At 70.8% G+C, this 17,453-nt stretch carries 16 protein-coding genes and 1 tRNA gene; 2 read left to right on the top strand and 15 right to left on the bottom strand.

Going from position 1 to position 17,453, the window contains the following annotated elements:
* Positions 1-112: 112 nt before the first annotated feature.
* From E4P40_RS00645 to E4P40_RS00610, 8 genes are all read right to left on the bottom strand, one after another.
* A complete protein-coding gene (locus E4P40_RS00645; RefSeq protein ID WP_135156624.1) occupies positions 113-688 on the bottom strand; it encodes a tripartite tricarboxylate transporter TctB family protein in 576 nt (191 codons plus the stop codon).
* A complete protein-coding gene (locus tag E4P40_RS00640; protein WP_135156622.1) occupies positions 669-2,198 on the bottom strand; it encodes a tripartite tricarboxylate transporter permease in 1,530 nt (509 codons plus the stop codon). Before E4P40_RS00640 ends, E4P40_RS00645 begins: the two co-directional genes overlap by 20 nt.
* A 150-nt stretch (positions 2,199-2,348) precedes the next feature.
* Positions 2,349-3,227 carry an amidohydrolase family protein gene (locus tag E4P40_RS00635; protein ID WP_209305146.1) on the bottom strand — a complete coding sequence of 293 codons (879 nt, stop codon included), beginning with the start codon at positions 3,225-3,227 and terminating at the stop codon, positions 2,349-2,351.
* The gene (locus E4P40_RS00630) at positions 3,227-4,342 is read right to left on the bottom strand and encodes a tripartite tricarboxylate transporter substrate-binding protein (protein ID WP_135156620.1); all 1,116 of its coding nucleotides are present in this window, start codon (positions 4,340-4,342) and stop codon (positions 3,227-3,229) included. Before E4P40_RS00630 ends, E4P40_RS00635 begins: the two co-directional genes overlap by 1 nt.
* Positions 4,339-5,652, bottom strand: coding sequence for a CaiB/BaiF CoA-transferase family protein (locus tag E4P40_RS00625; protein WP_167762060.1), 1,314 nt, complete (start codon positions 5,650-5,652; stop codon positions 4,339-4,341). Before E4P40_RS00625 ends, E4P40_RS00630 begins: the two co-directional genes overlap by 4 nt.
* A gap of 17 nt (positions 5,653-5,669) precedes the next feature.
* The gene (locus E4P40_RS00620) at positions 5,670-6,653 is read right to left on the bottom strand and encodes an NAD(P)-dependent oxidoreductase (protein ID WP_245160079.1); all 984 of its coding nucleotides are present in this window, start codon (positions 6,651-6,653) and stop codon (positions 5,670-5,672) included.
* Between the two features lie 5 nt (positions 6,654-6,658).
* Entirely contained in the window at positions 6,659-7,441 is a 783-nt protein-coding gene (locus E4P40_RS00615) for an enoyl-CoA hydratase/isomerase family protein (protein ID WP_167762059.1), read from the bottom strand.
* A gap of 755 nt (positions 7,442-8,196) precedes the next feature.
* Positions 8,197-9,522, bottom strand: coding sequence for an acyl-CoA dehydrogenase family protein (locus E4P40_RS00610; protein ID WP_135156612.1), 1,326 nt, complete (start codon positions 9,520-9,522; stop codon positions 8,197-8,199).
* 486 nt (positions 9,523-10,008) lie between these two features.
* Here E4P40_RS00610 and E4P40_RS00605 point away from each other — a divergent pair, with 486 nt between their 5' ends.
* A complete protein-coding gene (locus tag E4P40_RS00605) occupies positions 10,009-11,196 on the top strand; it encodes an MFS transporter (protein ID WP_135156610.1) in 1,188 nt (395 codons plus the stop codon).
* A gap of 109 nt (positions 11,197-11,305) precedes the next feature.
* Here the strand turns inward: E4P40_RS00605 and E4P40_RS00600 are convergent.
* Positions 11,306-11,378 (bottom strand) — tRNA-Asn (locus E4P40_RS00600).
* A gap of 141 nt (positions 11,379-11,519) precedes the next feature.
* Here E4P40_RS00600 and E4P40_RS00595 point away from each other — a divergent pair.
* On the top strand, positions 11,520-11,729 hold the full coding sequence (locus E4P40_RS00595; RefSeq protein WP_135156608.1) for a hypothetical protein: 210 nt from the start codon (positions 11,520-11,522) through the stop codon (positions 11,727-11,729).
* 7 nt (positions 11,730-11,736) lie between these two features.
* Here E4P40_RS00595 and E4P40_RS00590 read toward each other — a convergent pair whose 3' ends face one another.
* From E4P40_RS00590 to E4P40_RS00565, 6 genes are all read right to left on the bottom strand, one after another.
* Positions 11,737-12,312, bottom strand: a complete 576-nt coding sequence (locus E4P40_RS00590) for a hypothetical protein (RefSeq protein ID WP_135156606.1) — start codon at positions 12,310-12,312, stop codon at positions 11,737-11,739.
* Complete coding sequence (gene dnaG / locus E4P40_RS00585) at positions 12,309-14,195, bottom strand: DNA primase (RefSeq protein ID WP_135156603.1); 1,887 nt, start codon at positions 14,193-14,195, stop codon at positions 12,309-12,311. Before dnaG ends, E4P40_RS00590 begins: the two co-directional genes overlap by 4 nt.
* Complete coding sequence (locus tag E4P40_RS00580; RefSeq protein ID WP_135156601.1) at positions 14,195-14,704, bottom strand: hypothetical protein; 510 nt, start codon at positions 14,702-14,704, stop codon at positions 14,195-14,197. Before E4P40_RS00580 ends, dnaG begins: the two co-directional genes overlap by 1 nt.
* Before the next feature lie 12 nt (positions 14,705-14,716).
* Positions 14,717-15,346: a YdcF family protein gene (locus E4P40_RS00575; RefSeq protein WP_245160072.1), complete on the bottom strand. Its 630-nt coding sequence runs from the start codon at positions 15,344-15,346 to the stop codon at positions 14,717-14,719.
* A 58-nt stretch (positions 15,347-15,404) separates the two neighbouring features.
* Complete coding sequence (locus E4P40_RS00570; protein ID WP_135156599.1) at positions 15,405-16,082, bottom strand: response regulator transcription factor; 678 nt, start codon at positions 16,080-16,082, stop codon at positions 15,405-15,407.
* Positions 16,079-17,453 (bottom strand): histidine kinase (locus E4P40_RS00565; protein WP_135156597.1); only part of this gene is annotated, 1,375 nt, incomplete at its 5' end. The genes E4P40_RS00570 and E4P40_RS00565, both read right to left, overlap by 4 nt.

Below are 17,453 nucleotides of genomic sequence, written 5' to 3'. Positions count from 1 at the left end.
CGGCCGGCCAGGTCGGCGCCGCGAGGCAGCGCCTCGGCCGAGTCGGCCGGAGGGCCGTCACCCCGGAGCACGGTGCCGGAGACGACGGAAGATCCCGCACCTCACCCGGAGGTCAGAACGAGGGCAGGTCGAGGACTCCGCTCGGCAGGTACACGCCCAGCACGCTTTGCAGGAGCACGGCGATCGACGCGTAGACGGCCGCCCCCATCAGGAGCGCCCGCTTCCACGACCGCCCGTCCGCCATGTACGTGTACGCGACCGCACCCAGCGCACCGCCGACGGCGAAGCCGAAGAGAAGTAGCAGAGCGACGAAGGCCAGTGGCAGCGCCGCCCCGGTGAGGAGCTCGGCTCTCGTCGTCGACTGCTCTCGCGGAGGACCCTCTACCGGGCCCGGGGAGTCCGACGCCCTCGCCCCCTGGGCGGCCGACACCTCCAGCGGCGGATCAGGGAGGGCGACGCCACCGGCCAGACCCGATTCCTCGTCGGTCACCGAGTCCTCCGGCGGACTCCCCCCGGTGGCCCGGAGCCCGAGCACAAGCTGCATCAGTGCGAAGGCCACCAGGGACGCACCGGCCACGCGCGGGAACAGCGCCGACTCGAACCGCCACTCGAGCGAGGTCAGCAGCGCGTAGGCCCCGAGGACCAGCAACGTTAGGGTGAAGACGAGATCATTCCGGCGCGCGCTCACGAACCTTCTCCAAGGTCTCGGCGGCGACCTGACCGCCGCGGCGAGCCAGGCGCCGCTTCAGGACGGGGAAGAGCACGGCGCTGAGGGCCGCGATCATCAGGGCGACGACGATGGGGCGCTGGAACATCTCGAGCCCGTACGCCTGGAGTCCGAGACTGAGGTTCCGCTCCATCAGAGGACCGAGGATCAGGCCCAGGATGAGCGGCGGACGCGGCCAGTCGAGCTTGACCATGATGATGCCGACGACGCCGAAGACCACCGTGACGATGAGGTCGGAGAAGTGGTTGCTTTCGGTGTAGGCGCCGATGAACACCAGCAGGATGAGGGGGGCGACGAGGAGCGTTCCCCGCACCTGGGTGATTCGCACCAACTGCTTGATGAAGAGCGCGCAGACCACGACCGCGACCACGTGGGCGATGATGATCACCCACACCATCGACAACGTGACATTGAGGTGCGTCGTCAGCATGGCTGGTCCTGGCACGAGACCGTGGATCAGGAATGCGCCGAGCAGGATCGACATCGTCGCGGTGCTGGGGATGCCGAAGGCGGTGACGGTGAGGAGGTTGCCGCCCTCCTTGGAGTTCGACGCGGCGCACGGACCCAGCACGCCACGCACGTCACCGTGTCCGAAGCGGCTCTTGTCCTTGGCGCTCTGGACCGAGTGCCCGTAGGCGATCCACTGCGCCACCACACCACCCAGGCCCGGGACTGCGCCGACGATGGTGCCGAGGATGCTCGTCCGGAGCACCAACGCCCAGTGGTGCAACGTGTCCCGCAGACCGGACAGCAGGCTGCCGATCCTGGCCACCGCCGAGCGCGCGATGCTCCCCTTCGTGACCGCGAGCTCTGCGATCTCCGGCAGGGCGTACAGGCCGACGGTGACCGGGACGATGGACAACCCGTCCAGGAGGGTCGTGGTCCCGAAGGTGTAGCGCTCCTCGCCGAGATGCGGGTCCTGACCGACGGTCGCCAGCAGGATGCCGAAGGCGGCCACCGCCAGGCCCTTGACCGGGGCATTGCCGCTGACGCCGCCGACGAATGTCAGGCCCAGGACCGCGAGCATGAAGAACTCGGGCGTCCCGAACGAGCGTGTGACCGGCAGGACGACCGGCAGCATCGCGAAGAGGACGACCGCCCCGATCAGCGCACCGACGAGGGAGCTGGCGAAGGCCGCGCCCAGCGCCCGCCCGCCCTGGCCGTCCTTGGCCATGGGATGCCCGTCGATGACGACTGCGGTGGAGGTCGGCTCTCCGGGCACGCCGAAGAGGATGGACGTGATGTCCCCGGCCACCGTGGTCACGGAGTACATGCCCAGCAGGAAGACGAAGGCCTGCGTCGGGGTCATGCCAAACGTGAACGGCAGCATGACAGCCATCGTCACGGTGGCACCGAGGCCAGGGAGGATCCCGACGACCAGGCCGATCAACATGCCCAGCCCCAGGTAGCCGAGGGCGGGCCACGCGACGACCTCGTGCAGGCTGGTCAGGGCGGTCTGGAAGAGTTCCATGGATCAGCACCGTTCCCGAGGGCCGGCAGGACGTGGGCGCACGGTGTCAGGAAGGGCCGGCGGGCCGGCCGGTGTCACCCCGCTCGTCCGTTGCGCAGGCACTCGTCCGCCCCTCCCGGAACGCGCTGACGCCAAGCCGTCCATGCCGGGCTACAGGTCGAGCACACGGACGGCGTTGTTCAGCAGGATGTCTTCCCGCACACCGTCCTTGATCGGTAGCTGGTCGAAGTCCTGCACCCAACGCTCGGGAGTGATCAACGGCCAGTCGGAGCCGAAGAGGAACTTGTGACGAAGCGGCCCATTCAGGTACCGGACGAGTTCCTCGGAGAAGTACTTCGGCGACCACCCGGAGAGATCGATGTAGAAGTTGGACTTGTGCCGGGCGATGGCCAGGCTCTCCTCCTGCCACGGCCAGGAGGGATGCGCGCCGATGACGGTGAGCTCGGGGAAGTCCCCGACCACGTCGTCCAGGTACGGAATGGGGCGGGTGTACTTCAGCTTGTAACCCATCCCGCCCGGCGTGCCCGCACCGGCGCCCATCATGCCGGAGTGGAAAAGCACCACCAGCCCTTGCCGCGAGGCTTCCTCCCACAGCGGATAGCAGGCGGGATCGTTGGGATAGAAGCCCTGCCGACCCGGGTTCAGCTCCCCGATGCCCCGCAGTCCCAATTCCTCTGAACAGCGGCGGATCTCGTCCACCGCCAGCTTGCCCATCGCCGGCTCGACGACACCGAACCCGGTGAACACATCAGGGTGCTTCTGCACCGCCCGGGCGATCTCGTCATTGGGCACCGGCGCTATCCCCGACGTGGTCTCGTCCGTGGTGTTCATCAGCACCGCACGCATGTTCCGGGCCCGGTAGGAGTCGGCGAGCTCGTCCATGGAGACGACGCTCTCCTCCCGCCCGAAGTACGCGCTCATCTGCTGGGCCCGGGGACCCATCGCGGCGACGAACTCGGCACTCCTGGGATGCACGTGCACGTCGACCGCGACGAGGTCGGCACCGATGCCCGCCCCCGGGTCCGCCATCAGGAGCTCCTCACCAGCTCCGCCAGATAGTCGATGGCCTCCGGGTTGTCCTCGGCGCTCTGGACGATGCCGTCCGAGATGGTCTTCGCCTCGTCCGCTTCCAGGACGATCAGGTCGTACCCGAGCAGCTGCTCGGACTCCGCCTGGAAGGCCGGGTCCGCCAGCGTGTCGCTGAGGCCCGCGCGCAGGACCTCCGCGTTCTCCTCCGGCACGCCCGGAGGCGCGACGATGGCCCGCAGGAGCGACAGGGTCCCGACGATCTGGGCCATGGCCGTCTGCTCCACGTCGCTGTAGTCGCTGGCCGCATGCTCCTCGAGGAGCTCGTGCATCGTGGGAAGGTCGGGGAAGCGCGGGTCGCGGATGACCTGTCCTTCCTCGTCGACCGCCCCGGCCTGGGCGAGTTCCACGACCGAGCCGTCCTCGACCTGGGGCGCCACTCGCGGGACGTAGGTGGAGAGGCTCAGAAGGAAGGTGTTGATCTCGTTTCGGTCGAGGGCCGCCAGGGCGTCGTTACCGCCGGGGTAGCCGGTGACGAGGTTGTAATCGACGCCGAGGGTGTCGAAGAAGAGCCGCTCGCCGAGGTCGACGTCACTGCGCGGCCCGTACCCGCCGGCCACGATCTCCGCGCTGGAGTCGACGAGGTCCTCCGCGGTCTCGAGCCCGAGATCGGCCCTCGAGAACAGGATCATCGTCTCGCTGATCCCGCCGACCCAGGTCCACTCCTCCATGTCGTAGTTGACCTCGGACTCGGGCAGCAGCGTCGGCAGCATCGGGTCGGTCAGGATGCCGAACGTCAGGCCGTCGGCCTCGGCATCCCACAGCCGGTTCGATCCCAGCGCACCATCGGCACCCGGCACGTTCTCGACGACGATGTCCGGGTTGCCCGGTAGGTGGTTGGTGAGGTGCTTCGTGATCAGCCGGCCGAACGTGTCCGTGGGCCCGCCGGCGGAGAAGTTGATGATCACTCGTAGGGTCTCACCCTCGAGGGAGATCTCAGGTTCCGCGTCGCCGCTTCCGACGGCGTCGTCGTCCTGGCCGGACTGGCCGCAGGCGGCCAGTGTGAGCACCGCGGCGGCGGCGACTGCGCCGAGACGCCGGATAGATGCACCCTTCACCGATCTTCTCCTGTCGTTGAGGAATGGGCTGGAGCGTGGGACGCGGTTCCGGTCTCGGTCTTGTCGGTCGACCCGGGCCCGGGGGCGCCGGTCGCCTGCTGGCCGGGTTGATCGGCCTCTAGGACGTCGGCGAGACGCTGCTCGTCGAACCCCAGCTCGCGCAGCACCGCGTGCGTGTGCTCGCCGAGCTCAGGCGGCAGATAGCCGTCGCTCACCGGAGTGGTGTCGAATCGGACCGGGATGGCAACGGTGCTCATCGCGCGTTCGGGCCCGGTGAGGCGCCGCCGTAGTCGCAGCGCGGCCAGATCCTTGTCCTCGAAGACGTCCGCCAAATCGTGCACTGGCGCGCAGGGCACGTCCTCGGCAGTGAACCGGGACAGCCACTCGGTGCTCGACCGCTTCGCCATGGTCTCGACGAGCTCCTGGCGCAGCTGCTCGTAGTTCTCGATGCGCCCGGCTCGCGCCTCGAATCGGGGGTCGGTGACCAGATCCGGACGTTCCAGCCCGCGGGACAGCCCCAGCCAGAACTTCTCCACGGAGGACAGGTGGATGGCCACCAGCTTCCCGTCCGAACAGCGGATGACGAAGGAGGAGGAGTTCCCAGGCCGGGTGTACGGCCCCGGGACGACGCCGGTCTCGAAGTAGACTTGCGCCTCCGCCCCCAGCAGTGCCAGGCCGCTGGTGATCATGTCGACCTCCACCAGCTGACCCCGTCCCGACGCCGACCGGTGCACCAGGGCGCCGAGGATGCCGTAAGCGGCCGTCATGCCCGTCAGGGAGTCCGACAGGTTCGGGCCCGCGACGTGCGGGTCCTCCGGGTCGATGAACTGACTGGCCAGGCCACTGAGCGCCTGTCCCACCGCGTCGTACGCTGGCCGGGCGGCATACGGACCCTCGGTCCCCGCACCGGTGATCGAGCAGTAGATCAGCCCGGGATTCCTGGCCTTCAAGGTCTCGTAGTCCAGCCCCATCCGGGCCATGCTTCCGGGGCGGCTGTTCTCGATGAAGACGTCGGCGCTGTCGAGCAGCGCCAGTACTGCCGCCTTCCCCGCCTTGGTCCGCGGATTAAGACGGACCGAGCGCTTGGTCCTGTTCAGCGCCAGGAACTGGGCGCTGAGCTTCGGGTCGGCCCCGAACGAGCGGAACGGGTCACCGTGCTCCGTCTCGAGCTTGATCACGCCGGCGCCCAAGTCGCTGAGCAGCCGCGCGGCGTACGGCGCGGTGACGAACCGGCCGAACTCCACGACGGTGATTCCCCCGAGCGGCCCGGGGAGCTGCTGCCCGGTCGGCGCGTCGCCCGATGCTGCCATGCCATCCGTGCCTGCCGTCATCGCTGTGACTCCGCTGTCGCCTGGAGGGTGGGGCCGAGCACCTGCAGGGCGTCCCGGTAGTGACGGACCGATTCCGCCAGGTCGGTCGCCACGAAGCCGAGGTCTTCCTTCGCCCGGGTGCAGTCGAACCGGCTGGCGTAGGCCGTGGTCTCCGACGTGCTCGGGTTGATCTCCAGTGACGCCGACGGGCAGACCTGTCGCACCGCTTCAGCGAGAGTGACCAGAGAGTTGAGCTGCCCACTGCCGATGTTGTAGACGTCGTGGCGCAGCCGATCGGTCGTGACCGCTGCCACCAGCGCGTCCGCAGCGTCACCGACGTAGATGAGATCGTCCAGGTCGCCGCCGCCGGGAGCGTCGGCCGCGAAGGGGATCCCAGCCAGAGCCGACTCGATGAGCCGGCTGTGCAGCAGCCGCGACTGATGGCGCACCATACGCCCGGGCCCGTAGATCGTCGCGAAGCGCAGGGCGGCAAACGCGATCCCGTTCTGCTGCCCGAGGGTGGAGCCGATCCCCTCGCACATGATCTTCGTGTAGTCGTAGAAGTTGCGCGGTTTCGACGGGTGCTCCTCGGTCACCGGCGTGTACTGCGGCGCCCCGTGACTGCACAGGAGCGGCCCGTAGGCGGCCTTCGAGCTGGCGAAGACCACGCGGTCGACACCCTCCTGCTCGGCCGCGACCATCACGTTGCGCATGCCCATGACGTTCACGTCCAGGGCCAGGAGGGGGTCGGCCTGCGCGGCAGGGGTCAACAGCGCGGCCAGATGGATGACGCGGTCGACGTCGTGCGCCGACATCGCGCCGCGCACGGAATCCGGATCGCGAACGTCGCCGGCCTCCACGACGATGCGATCGACGTCTCCACCGAGCAGTGACCTGTCACCGGAGGCGTCGAAGACGACGACGTCCATGCCCTTCTGGACGAGCAGCCGCGTGACGAAGGCGCCGTTGACGCCCAGGCCACCGGTAACCATGATCCGCATCTCGGTCACCCGCCTCCCTGGCTCCGCCGACGGCTCCTGAGGAACGTGTCGACGTCGTCGAAGGAGCTCGCCGTGCGGTTCTGGCGCGCGCCCACCAGCAGGTCATTCATGAGCGCCTGCTCGAAGGTCATCCCCTCCGAGGTATAGGCGGCCATCTTCGCGTGCGTCAGCGGGGCGAACTCCCTGCTGGCTACGTCCTGGGCGAGCTGGTGCGTGGCCGCCTCGAGCTGGTCGTCGGGCACGACCCGCGACACCAGCCCGTAGGACGCCGCCTCGCTCCCCGTCAGTTCCCGGCCGGAGAGCTGCATGTCGAACGCGATCTTCCGTGGCAGCCGGTAGTGGATCGCCGCTGCGGCCAGGGCGCCGAAGCTGCCCCGCTGCGTCTCCGGCAGGATGAACCGGGTCGACTCCCCCGCTATGGCCAGGTCGTGCGCCGCGACGAGGGCCAGGCCACCGCCTGCGCAGTACCCCTGGACCGAAGCGATGGTCACGGCGGGGTGCTGGCGCACCTCACGAATGGCGTCGACCAGCAGTCCTCCGTCCGACCACGGGATCTGATTGGTCTCCCACAGCTCGACCAGGCCGCCCAGCTCGGTGAGGTCCATCCCGGCGCTGAAACTCGGACCCGCCGCGGTGGTGAGGATGACCCGGACATCGGCGCTCTCACGCAGTTCTCGGTATGCGTCGTTGAGTTCCCGCAGCAGTTTCTGACTCAGCGCGTTGCGCTTCTCCGCGCGATCGAGAGTGACCGTGGCGATGCCGGCATGCTCACCTCGACGGAGGACCACGCTGGGACGGTCCGCAACGACTCGAGTTCCTTCGCCCGTAGTATCGCTTGCCATTCTTGACGCATTCTCCGATCCGAAAGTTCTGATATGCGAGAACACCGAGTTACGTCGAGATAGGACTTTCCAGAGTGCGCCGCACGACCAGTTGGTGTCTGAACGATCGTTCATGTGTATGCGCGTGGACACAACGTACGGGCGGGCCGCGGACTCGTCAAGGCCCGCTGTCGCGGGCAGCGCAGCCGCACCCCGCAGACACGTTCGGCTTGGTCAGAGGCCCGGAGTAGGACCACCGAGCCACTCCACCGGAGCGAGTGGTGGTTCCGACAGGCCCGCGGTTCCGACTACACCACTCGCCCCCGTGAGCCTGTGCGCGGCAGTTTCGCGAGCGGCGTCCCCACCGTCGGTCGCACATCCGTCGAGGACGGAACCAGGAGGCCCTTCGGTCTCCTGGATGTCGTCCCCATTTCGTTCGGGGCCCACGGCCCAGCGGTCCTGGTGGCCTGCAGGACGTGAACCGGCAGCCATTCATCGCGACCGCCCCCGCTATTGCCTGACCGCCGCCAGTCTTCGTGATGCGCGAGAGGGCAACGGTGCACCGCAAAAGAAATCTGCCCAGATGCTGGAGGTTGCCGGACCGCGGGGGACAGCGGTCAGGCCGTTGTCGCCGCGGACCAGGGCGGCGACCCGCAGTTTCCGAGCATTGGCCCCTGGAGGGCACCCTTCGCACGAAGTCCGGGCTGGTGCGGACCGCAGGCTTACAGGTCCGCGTAGCGGGCCGGCAGGCTCCGCACGATGAAGTTCCGCATCACTTCGCTCGTGCCTTCGGTGATCTTCAGGCTGCGCAGATCCCAGTACCACTTGCCGAGTGGCAAGTCCTTCATCAGCCCCATGCCCCCGTGCACTTGGACGGCCCGATCGACGATCCGGCAGCCGGTCTCCACGCCCATGACCTTCGCTGTCGCTGCTTCGTACCGGACGTCCATCCCGAGATCGGCCTTGGCAGCGCAGTCGTGGGTGAGGAGCTTGACTGCCTCCAACTCCATGTGCGAGTCGGCGAGCATGAATCCGATCGCCTCGTGATCGATGATCCGGCGGCCGAACGCCTGTCGCTCCTGCGCATGACGGACCGCCATCGCCAGGGCCCGCTCGCCGTAGGCGATCGCCTTGGCGGCCTGGTTCAGCCGGCCCTTGATCAGCCACTTCTGCGCCAGCCGGAAGCCGGCACCCACCTCCCCCAGCACCTGCTCGGGCCCGAGACGGACGTTCCGCAGGTGAACCTCCCACGTCTGCTCGCCATCGAGCGTCTCGTCGCAGCGGCCGATCTCGACCCCCGCCACGTCGGCGTCGACCAGGAAGACTGTGAACTGCGGCCTGCTGGTGGACGTCCCCGGTTCGGTGACCGCGACCACCTGGAGGAAGTCGGCCTCCTTCGCACCGGTGATGAAGTGCTTTTCGCCGTTGAGCAGCCAGAGCGCACCGTCCCAGACCGCCCGCGTCTTCATCGCGGCCGGGTCGGAGCCGGCGGCGGGCTCGGTCTGCGCGAAGGCAGTTGTCTTCTCCATCTCGAGCACCGGCACGAGGTACCGCTCGTTCTGCTGCGGGGTCCCCGCATAGAGCATCGGCCCCGCACTGGGCCCGAGCACGGTCGTGTTGCGGGCCGGCAGAACCGCCGCCTTGTACAGCTCCTCCCAGACAACGCACATCATTCGCAGCCCGAGCCCCGCGCCCCCGTACGCCTCGGGCGCGTCGAGCAGCCACAGGCCCGACTTGCGGGCCTTTGCTTGTGCCTCCATGAGGGCTTCGGGGGGAGCCTGCCCCGCGAGATGAGTGGCCTCCAGCGGGTAGAGCTCCCTCCGGACGAAGTCCCTGATGGTCTGGCGGAGGGCCGCCTCGTCGGACGGGTCGTACGGGGTGATCCCGGTGCTGTTCACTGTGCCGCCGCCTTTTCCTTCATGGGAGACCGCCTCGGGTCTGGCCCCGGCGCTTTCGACGATGTTCCGTGCGACGGCCGAAGCCTCGTCCGCGGATGTGTGCCCGGCCGGAACGCGTGCAGTTCTCCGCCTCGTTGCCGATCGGCTCATGCCTGGACATCTGGCCGATGCCGGCGGACGGTGCGCCGGCCATGTCGTCCCGTACGCCGGGAGCAGTGCCCGGACACGCAGCGGATCGCTCGGATGGTGGGTGATCAGCCCGCCGAAGGTGTCCGCCGCCCGCCGCCGCAGGGGCTCCGGGCCGCGGAGCCGATGCTGGATGCCTGGTCCTGATCGACGCCGCCACCGGGTGCTGTTCCCACCGCACGCGCCTCGCGCGAGGGAGATGGTCACGACACGCGGCGCACGCGTCCGCGACGGACCGCGATCCGGACGGCTCCCTGATCATTGGCTGCGCACGCTACCGCAGACTGTGTCCATCCGTATACGCGCGCGAACCGGAGCGACAGCGGTCACGGCGGGTTCACCCACGCCGAGACCGCGCCGGGCAGACTCCCCCGTCGTGATGCGGGCGCCCACAACCCGGTGACCTGCCCGACCGGAGCAGCCCCGCGGCTAGCGCTATGGTCTCGCGACATGCGCCGGGCGCCCTCGATCGCGTGGAGCCCCGGCGCCCGGGCGCTGGCGTCGGCCTCGCTGGTCGCCACCGTAGGGATGCTGCCGGTCTTCATGGTCGGGGCCCTCGCGGTCCTGGTGCGCGACGACATGCCGTTCACCGACAGCCACCTCGGCATCGTCGTCGCCGGGTACTACGCAGCAGCCGCGCTGACCTCCGTTCCGGCCGGCCGGCTGACCGAACGTCTCGGGGGTCGCCGGACCCTCGTACTGGCCGCGGTCAGCAGTGGGGTGGTCCTGCTGGGCATGGCGACTTCGTGGTCGTGGCCGGTGCTGGGTGTTTGGGTGATGCTCGGCGGGGTCACCAACGCGGTCGGCCAGATGGCGGCGAACTCGCAGGTGGCCCGAGCCGTTCCGGCGCGCCGGCACGGGCTGGCCTTCGGCATCAAGGGATCCGCACCACCAGCTGCCAGCCTTGCCGGAGGCATCGCCGTACCCGTCATCGCCCTCAACCTCGGGTGGCGGTCTGCGTTGGTGGTCGCGGGCTGCCTGGCCCTGGTCGTGGGCGTCACACGTGGGCGGCGCCGGCAGGACGAGCCCGCCCGCGGGCCGACTTCCGGAGCAGCACCGGCGGTGCGGCCGCTGCGCCCACTGCTCCTGCTGAGCGCGGCGGCGGCGTTCGGTCTGGTCGCAACACAGGCGATGGCATCGTTCTTCGTCGTATACGCGGTGGCTACCGGCGTGGACGCCGGTGCCGCGGGAGTGATCCTCGCTGTGGGTAGCGGCTCCGCTCTGGCAGCCCGAATCCTCGTCGGTGTGGTCGCCGACCGCCGCGCAGGCGGTCACCTCGCGCTTCTGACCGGGATGCTCGCCGTGGGCGCCCTCTCATTCGTCGCACTGGCGGTCGTGTCCGGAACATCAGCCATCGTGGCCGTCACGGTGGTCGCCTACGCGGCGGGCTGGGGCTGGCCCGGCTTGCTGAACCTTGCCGTCGTCCGGGGAAACGCCTCGGCGCCGGCCGCGGCGACAGGGGTGACCAATGTCGGCATCTACGTCGGCGGGGTCACCGGCCCACTCCTGTTCGGCGTCGTCGCCTCGACCGCCGGCTACTCGACCGCATGGCTGGTAGCCGCCGGATGCCTTCTCGTGGCGACTGCGCTCACCCTGGCCGCCCGCCAGCAGGTCAGGCACACATGGCCGTCTGCCTGAGCGCGTCGCGCCACCGCCAGTGCGCCGGCGGCGGTTCACTCCGGGCGGTCGGCCACGCCGCGCAGAGCCGAGACAACGTGAAGCATCAACCGAGCTCGCTGGGGCTTTGCTCCCCCGATTGGACTCGAACCAATAACCCTGCGATTAACAGTCGCATGCTCTGCCAATTGAGCTACGGGGGATGAGCGGGTGCACGACCCGCTGGCCTGACGAGGGTACATCAGGCCGCCCGAACCCCCTGGGGCGGCTCGCCCGGCGGGCTGGAGTGGTGCCCGGCACAGGTAGCCTGACCGGCGATCTCGCTCCTAGTCCTGGAGGTTCCCGTGGCGAAGCTGTCCTTCCTCGCCGGCTTCGGCGCCGGTTACGTGCTGGGCTCGAAGGCCGGCCGCGAGCGCTACGAGCAGATCAGGCAGGCCTACGCCCAGGCGAAGGACGACCCTCGTCTGCAGAGCCTCGCCGGCATGGCACAGGCCCGGGCCGACGACGCGCTCGCCTCCATCCGCACCCGCATGGGCAGCGAGCCGCCCCGCTGACCTGGGGTCAGTCCGGCTGGTCGGCTGCGACGAGGTCGGCCAGTTTCTGCCGCGCGGCCTCCCGCGCCTCGGGGTCGTCGCGCCGGCTGTCGTCGTCGAAGACGACGCTCCACTCGCGCACTGCCTGACCGGGGACCCGCCGGGCGACGAGCAGCACCCCTCCCCCACCCGGCAGCGGTGACCGATGGCTGGCGACCACCGTCTGGTTCACCCGCCGGCGCACGACTGCGGGCAGGTCGCCGGCGTCGGTGAGCACGTAGCGCTGTTCCGGTTGCCGCGCCTGCACACCGGGCTCGACCTCGCTGAGAGCGACGACCCGGAACGAACCACCGCCGTCGTTGGTCGCAGTCCAGTGCGCGTGGGCGACCTCGTGCCAGGGCAGCACCTCGGCGTCGGCGACCGACGTCACCTGCGGCGGGACGACCCGGAGGCCGCCAGAGGTGGCGACGAGCCAGCCCCCGTCCCTCGCCAGTGCGCCCCAGGCGAGCACCCGCTCGTCGGGATCGGTCGACGCCAGGACGGCGACCCGCACCGGCTCCGGCGGCCGGGCGAACCGCCCCTTCACGCGGTCGAGCAGGCTCATGGCGTCAGACCGCCCATCGCACGCTCCCGCAGCGACCGGGCCTGCGCCTCCAGCGCGACGAGCTGGCCGAAGACCTTCGTGTACTCGTCGGGCGCCTCGACGGGGTTCATCCGCTGCAGCTTGCCCTTGAGCGCGGCCACCCGGCGCACCGTGGCCATCTCCTGCAGCCGGGCGAGCACCGCGTTGACGTACAGGGCGTCGGCCTCGCCCCCGACCGACCGCATCGGCTCGACGGCCAGCGCGGTCAGCATCGCCCGAGCCGACTCCCGCGGGCAGTGCGCCGCCACCTCGTCCAGCCAGGCCGGTCCGGTGACCCGCGCCGCCGCGGCTCCCCCGGCGCCGGAGACGGCCTCCGCCACGGCCGCGTAGTCGGGATCGGTGTAGGCCGCGGGCGGGACGGCGTCGAACGACGGTCCCGCCATCTCGGGCACCTGCAGGGCCGCCTTGACCGCCTCGCGCTCCACCTCGACCGCCGCGTCGTCCGGGGTCCGCTGCGGACCCCGCTGCCGTGGACGCGGCCGCTCGGTGGTGTCGCCGGTCAGGCGGCGGAGCCGGTCCATGACCTCCGATTCGTCCGGCAGACCCAGCAGGCCGGCGAGCCGGCGGGCGTACGCCGGGCGCAGCGCGTGGTCCTTGATCTGGGCGAGCAGCGGCGCGGTCTTCTCCAGCGCGTGCACCCGGCCCTCGACCGTGTCGAGGTCGTACGCGGCCAGCGTCGTCTTCAGCACGAACTCGATCAGCGGTGTCCGGCGGGCGATCAGGTCGCGGACGGCGGCGTCGCCGTGCTCCTGCCGCAGCTCGCACGGGTCGTTGCCGTGGGGCTCGACGGCGACGAAGGTCTGGCCGACGAAGCGCTGGTCCTCGGCGAAGGTCTTCATCGCGGCCGCCTGCCCCGCGGCGTCGCCGTCGAAGGTGTAGACGACCTCCCCGCGGAACTCATCCTGGTCCATGAGCAGCCGGCGCAGGACGCTGATGTGCTCGCCACCGAACGCCGTGCCGCAGGACGCGACGGCGGTGGTGACGCCGGCGAGGTGGCAGGCCATGACGTCGGTGTAGCCCTCGACGACGACGGCCTGGTGCTTGCGCGCGATGTCCCGCTTGGCGCGCTCGATGCCGTAGAGGACGGTGCTCTTCTTGTAGAGCGGGGTCTCCGGGGTGTTGAGGTACTTGGGGCCGGGGTCGTCGTCCATCAGCTTGCGGGCCCCGAAGCCGATGACGTCGCCGGTGATGTCGCGGATCGGCCAGACCAGCCGGCGGTGGAACCGGTCGATCAGGGTGCCACGGGAGGACTCCTTCGCCAGCCCGCCGGTGACCAGCTCGGCCTGGGTGAAGCCCTTGCCGCGCAGGTGCCGGGTCAGCGCATCCCAGCCGCCGGGCGCGAAGCCGCAGCCGAAGTCGATCGCCACCTGCCGGTCGAAACCGCGCTCGGCCAGGAACTGCCGCGCAGGCGCGGCCTCGGGCGTGCCGAGCTGCTCGACGAAGAAGGCCGCCGCTGCGGTGTTGGCCGCGACCAGCCGGGCACGCTGGCCGACGTTCGCGCGGTCGGGGGCGCCGGTCGCGCGGCCGCTGTCGTCCTCGTAGTGCAGCTCGACGTTGGCCCGTCCGGCCAGCAGCTCGACCGCCTCGGAGAAGGACAGATGGTCGATCTTCTGGACAAAAGAAATGACATCGCCTCCTTCTCCGCAACCGAAACAATGGAACAGGTTTCTCGTCGGTGTCACCTGAAAAGACGGCGACTTCTCGTCATGGAACGGGCAGAGGCCCTTGAGGCTGCCGCCGCCCGCACGCTTGAGCTGCAGGTGCTCGCCGACGATCTCGTCGATCTTCGACCGCTCGCGCACGAGCGCGATGTCGGCGGCCCGGATCCGTCCACGCGGCGGCATCAGCTGCTCCCACCGATCACGGCGACGCCCGTGGCGGCGCCCACGACGGCCATGTTGCGCCGACTGATGACCAGTTCCAGCCAGAGCAGGAAGACCTGCTGGTGCAGTGGGAGCGCGCTGTCGGCGTCCAGGGTCGGACGGGGTGACCAGCCGCCGGTCGTACCGCTCTCGGCCAGCTGCTGCCCCCCGCTCAGGTAGCGGTGCGTGCCCTTCCACACCGACGCGTTCTGCACGTCGACCGGGCGGCCCTCGAGGTCGACCGTCCAGGTGCCCTTCCACAGCGATGCCTGCCGGGCCTGCAGCCGGGCGACGTCCGACGGCTCTTCGGCCCAGCGGCCGGTGAGCACGCCCCTCTGCTTGGCGAACACCCACTCCCGGTCTCCGACGACGGCCGTGGCCGCCTCCTTCCAGTTCTCGGCGCGCAGCACGGCGACCACCGCGCCGTCCCGGAGGACGGGCAGCTCACCCTTCCCGTACCCGGCCGAGCCGGCCTTGCCCAGTTCGAGCACCGGTTCCCCTCCTCAGCCGATCCCCGGCGCGCCCGCGACGCTCTCGCCGGTCGCGCGGTACAGCAGATAGGCAGCAGTCTCCCGGAGGATGTAGCGGAACTGCGTGGCACGGGTCTGCACCGCCGGCCCCTGCCGGGTCGGCGAGCTCTCCGCCTCCATGCCGGCGTCCTCGGCCATCCGCTCGGCCCGCATCGCGTGCCAGGGGTCGGAGACCAGCACTGCGCTGCTCCAGCCGCGCTCCTGGAACGCCGCCCCCACCACCCGCATGCTCTCCAGCGTGTCCACGCCCTCCTCGACGGCGAGCAGCGCGTCCTCCGGGATCCCCGCGTCGGCGAGGTAGGCCCGGCCGGCTTCGGCCTCGGTGAACTGGTCGCCGTCCGCCTTCCCCCCGACGGTCACGATCACCGGCGCCACGCCGTCCTCGTAGAGGGCGATCGCGTGCTCCAGCCGCGCCTCGAAGAAGGACGACGGGACGCCGTTGTACTGCGCCGTCCCCAGGACCACGATCGCGTCGGACGCCGGCCTCGAGTCCTGCCGGGCGGTCCACCAGATCGCCAGCGCCGTCGAGGCGACCACCAGGAACGCGGCGATCACGGCGGCGGCGAGCACCCGCGCCATCAGGCTCCCGCGCCGCACCCCCACGCGTCATGGGTACCACGCCGGGGGGACGCCGCGCGGTGCCCCTGGGGACGGTGTGCCGTCACGAGTTGCTCCCCAGCCGCACCAGCCCCGTCTCGTAGGCGACGATCACCGCCTGGACCCGGTCCCGCAGCCCGAGCTTGGCCAGGATGTGGGTGACGTGGGTCTTCACCGTCGTCTCCGCGAGGAAGAGGTCCTGCCCGATCTCGGCGTTCGACCGCCCCCTCGCCAGCGCCCGCAGCACGTCCAGCTCGCGCTCGGTGAGCTCCCCGAGGCGCGGCGGCACGACGCCGTCGGGGGCCGGGGCCGGCTGCCGCACGTAGGTCTCGACCAGCCGCCGGGTGACGCTGGGCGCCAGCAGCATCTCCCCCGCCGCGCACGCCCGGACCGCCGACACCAGCGCGGCGGCGGGCGTCGTCTTCAGCAGGAAGCCCGACGCCCCCGCCCGCAGCGCCTCGAGCACGTACTCGTCGAGATCGAACGTCGTCAGCACCAGCACCCGCGTCCCGGAACAGCGCTCCAGCACCTGCCGGGTCGCGGTCAGCCCGTCCCCGCCGGGCATCTCGACGTCCATGAGGACGACGTCCGGCGCGAGGGCGGCCGCCGCCGCGACGGCGGACGGCCCGCTGGAGGCCTCCCCCACCACCTCGATTCCCGGGTCGGCCCCGAGGATCGCGGTCACCCCGTCCCGCAGCAGGTCGTGGTCGTCGGCGATCACCACCCGCACGGGCGGGGTCATGCGTCCGTCCTGGCCAGTGCGGGCACCCAGGCGTGCACGCGAAAACCCCGGCCGTCGGGTCCCGGTCCGGCCGCGAAGTCCCCGCCCAGCCGCCGCACCCGCTCCTCGATCCCCACCAGCCCGTAGCCGCGGCGCTGCCGGGTACCCGGGCCCGGGCCGTCGTCGATGACCTCGACGTCCACGCCGGCCGGGTGGGCGTCCACCCGGACGACGGCTCCCGCGCCCGGCGCGTGCCGGATCACGTTCGTGAGTGCCTCCTGGACCACCCGGTAGACCACCGCGCCCACCTCGCCGTGGAGATCGCCGTCCAGCTCCGCCCGGACGGTCAGCCCGGCGGCCCGCAGCCGCTCGATCAGGGCGGCCAGTTGGTGCCCGTCGGGCCCCGGCACCTCGGCGCCCAGCACGCCGTGGTCGAGCACGTCGACCAGCCGGTCCAGCTCGTCCAGGGTCTCGCCGGCGGTCCGGCGCACGACGTCCAGCGCACGGCGGGCCCGCTCCGGATCGCTGGCCCGCGTCGCCAGCGCGGCGCCGGCCTGCATCACCATCACACCCACGGCGTGGGAGACCACGTCGTGCAGCTCGCGGGCGACGGCCAGCCGCTCGGCGCGCACTGCCGCCCCTGCGGCCGCGTCCAGCTCGACAGCGCGCCGGTCCGCCCGGTCCTGCGCCCGGTGCTGCCACCCCTCGGTGGCACGGACCGTCGCACCGCCGATCGCCGCGACGGCGAGCACCAGCAGCGCCATGAACAGGTTGTCCGGATCGAGGGAGGCCATCTCCGCGCCGACCCCGGCGGCGAGCGCGGCGACGGCCAGCAGCCCCCTGACCCCCCGTCCGGCGGCGGCCCAGGCGAGCACTCCTGGACCGGCGATCAGCCAGAACCCACCGGCCAGCGGCTGGGTCCAGATCGCGGCGGCGAACAGCAGACCGCACAGCGTCGCCCCGAGCTCGGGCGCCACCCTGCGTAGGACGACCGTCGACGCGGCCCCGGCGGTCAGCAGGACGGAGACGGCTCCGACGGTCACCCCTACCGGGAACTCGCTGCGGTAGGCGACGTTCTCGGCGACCGCCAGCACCGTGACCGCCACGGCGAGGACGACGTCCCGGCGCGAGATCCGCGGGACCTCCTCCGGCGCGGTCGAGGCGGCGGCCTCGTCGTCGGCCTCCCGCAGCAGTCCGAGCAGCCGCCGCAGCTCGAGCCCGGCCCGCTCCCCCTGCTCCTGGACGGCGTGCAGCGCGGGCGCCGGGTCGCCGTCCCACCGGCGGACGGCGTCGTCGGCGGCCGCGCCCATCGATGTCGCCGCCGTGCGCACCACCGCCTGGATGTCCCCGGCCAGCCGTGCCCGCTCGACCGCCACGGCCGTCCGGGCGACG

The organism is Blastococcus sp. CT_GayMR20 (assembly GCF_004570345.1).
Note: the sequence above shows the minus strand (reverse complement) of the source record. Positions and strands in the feature narration are given on the sequence as shown.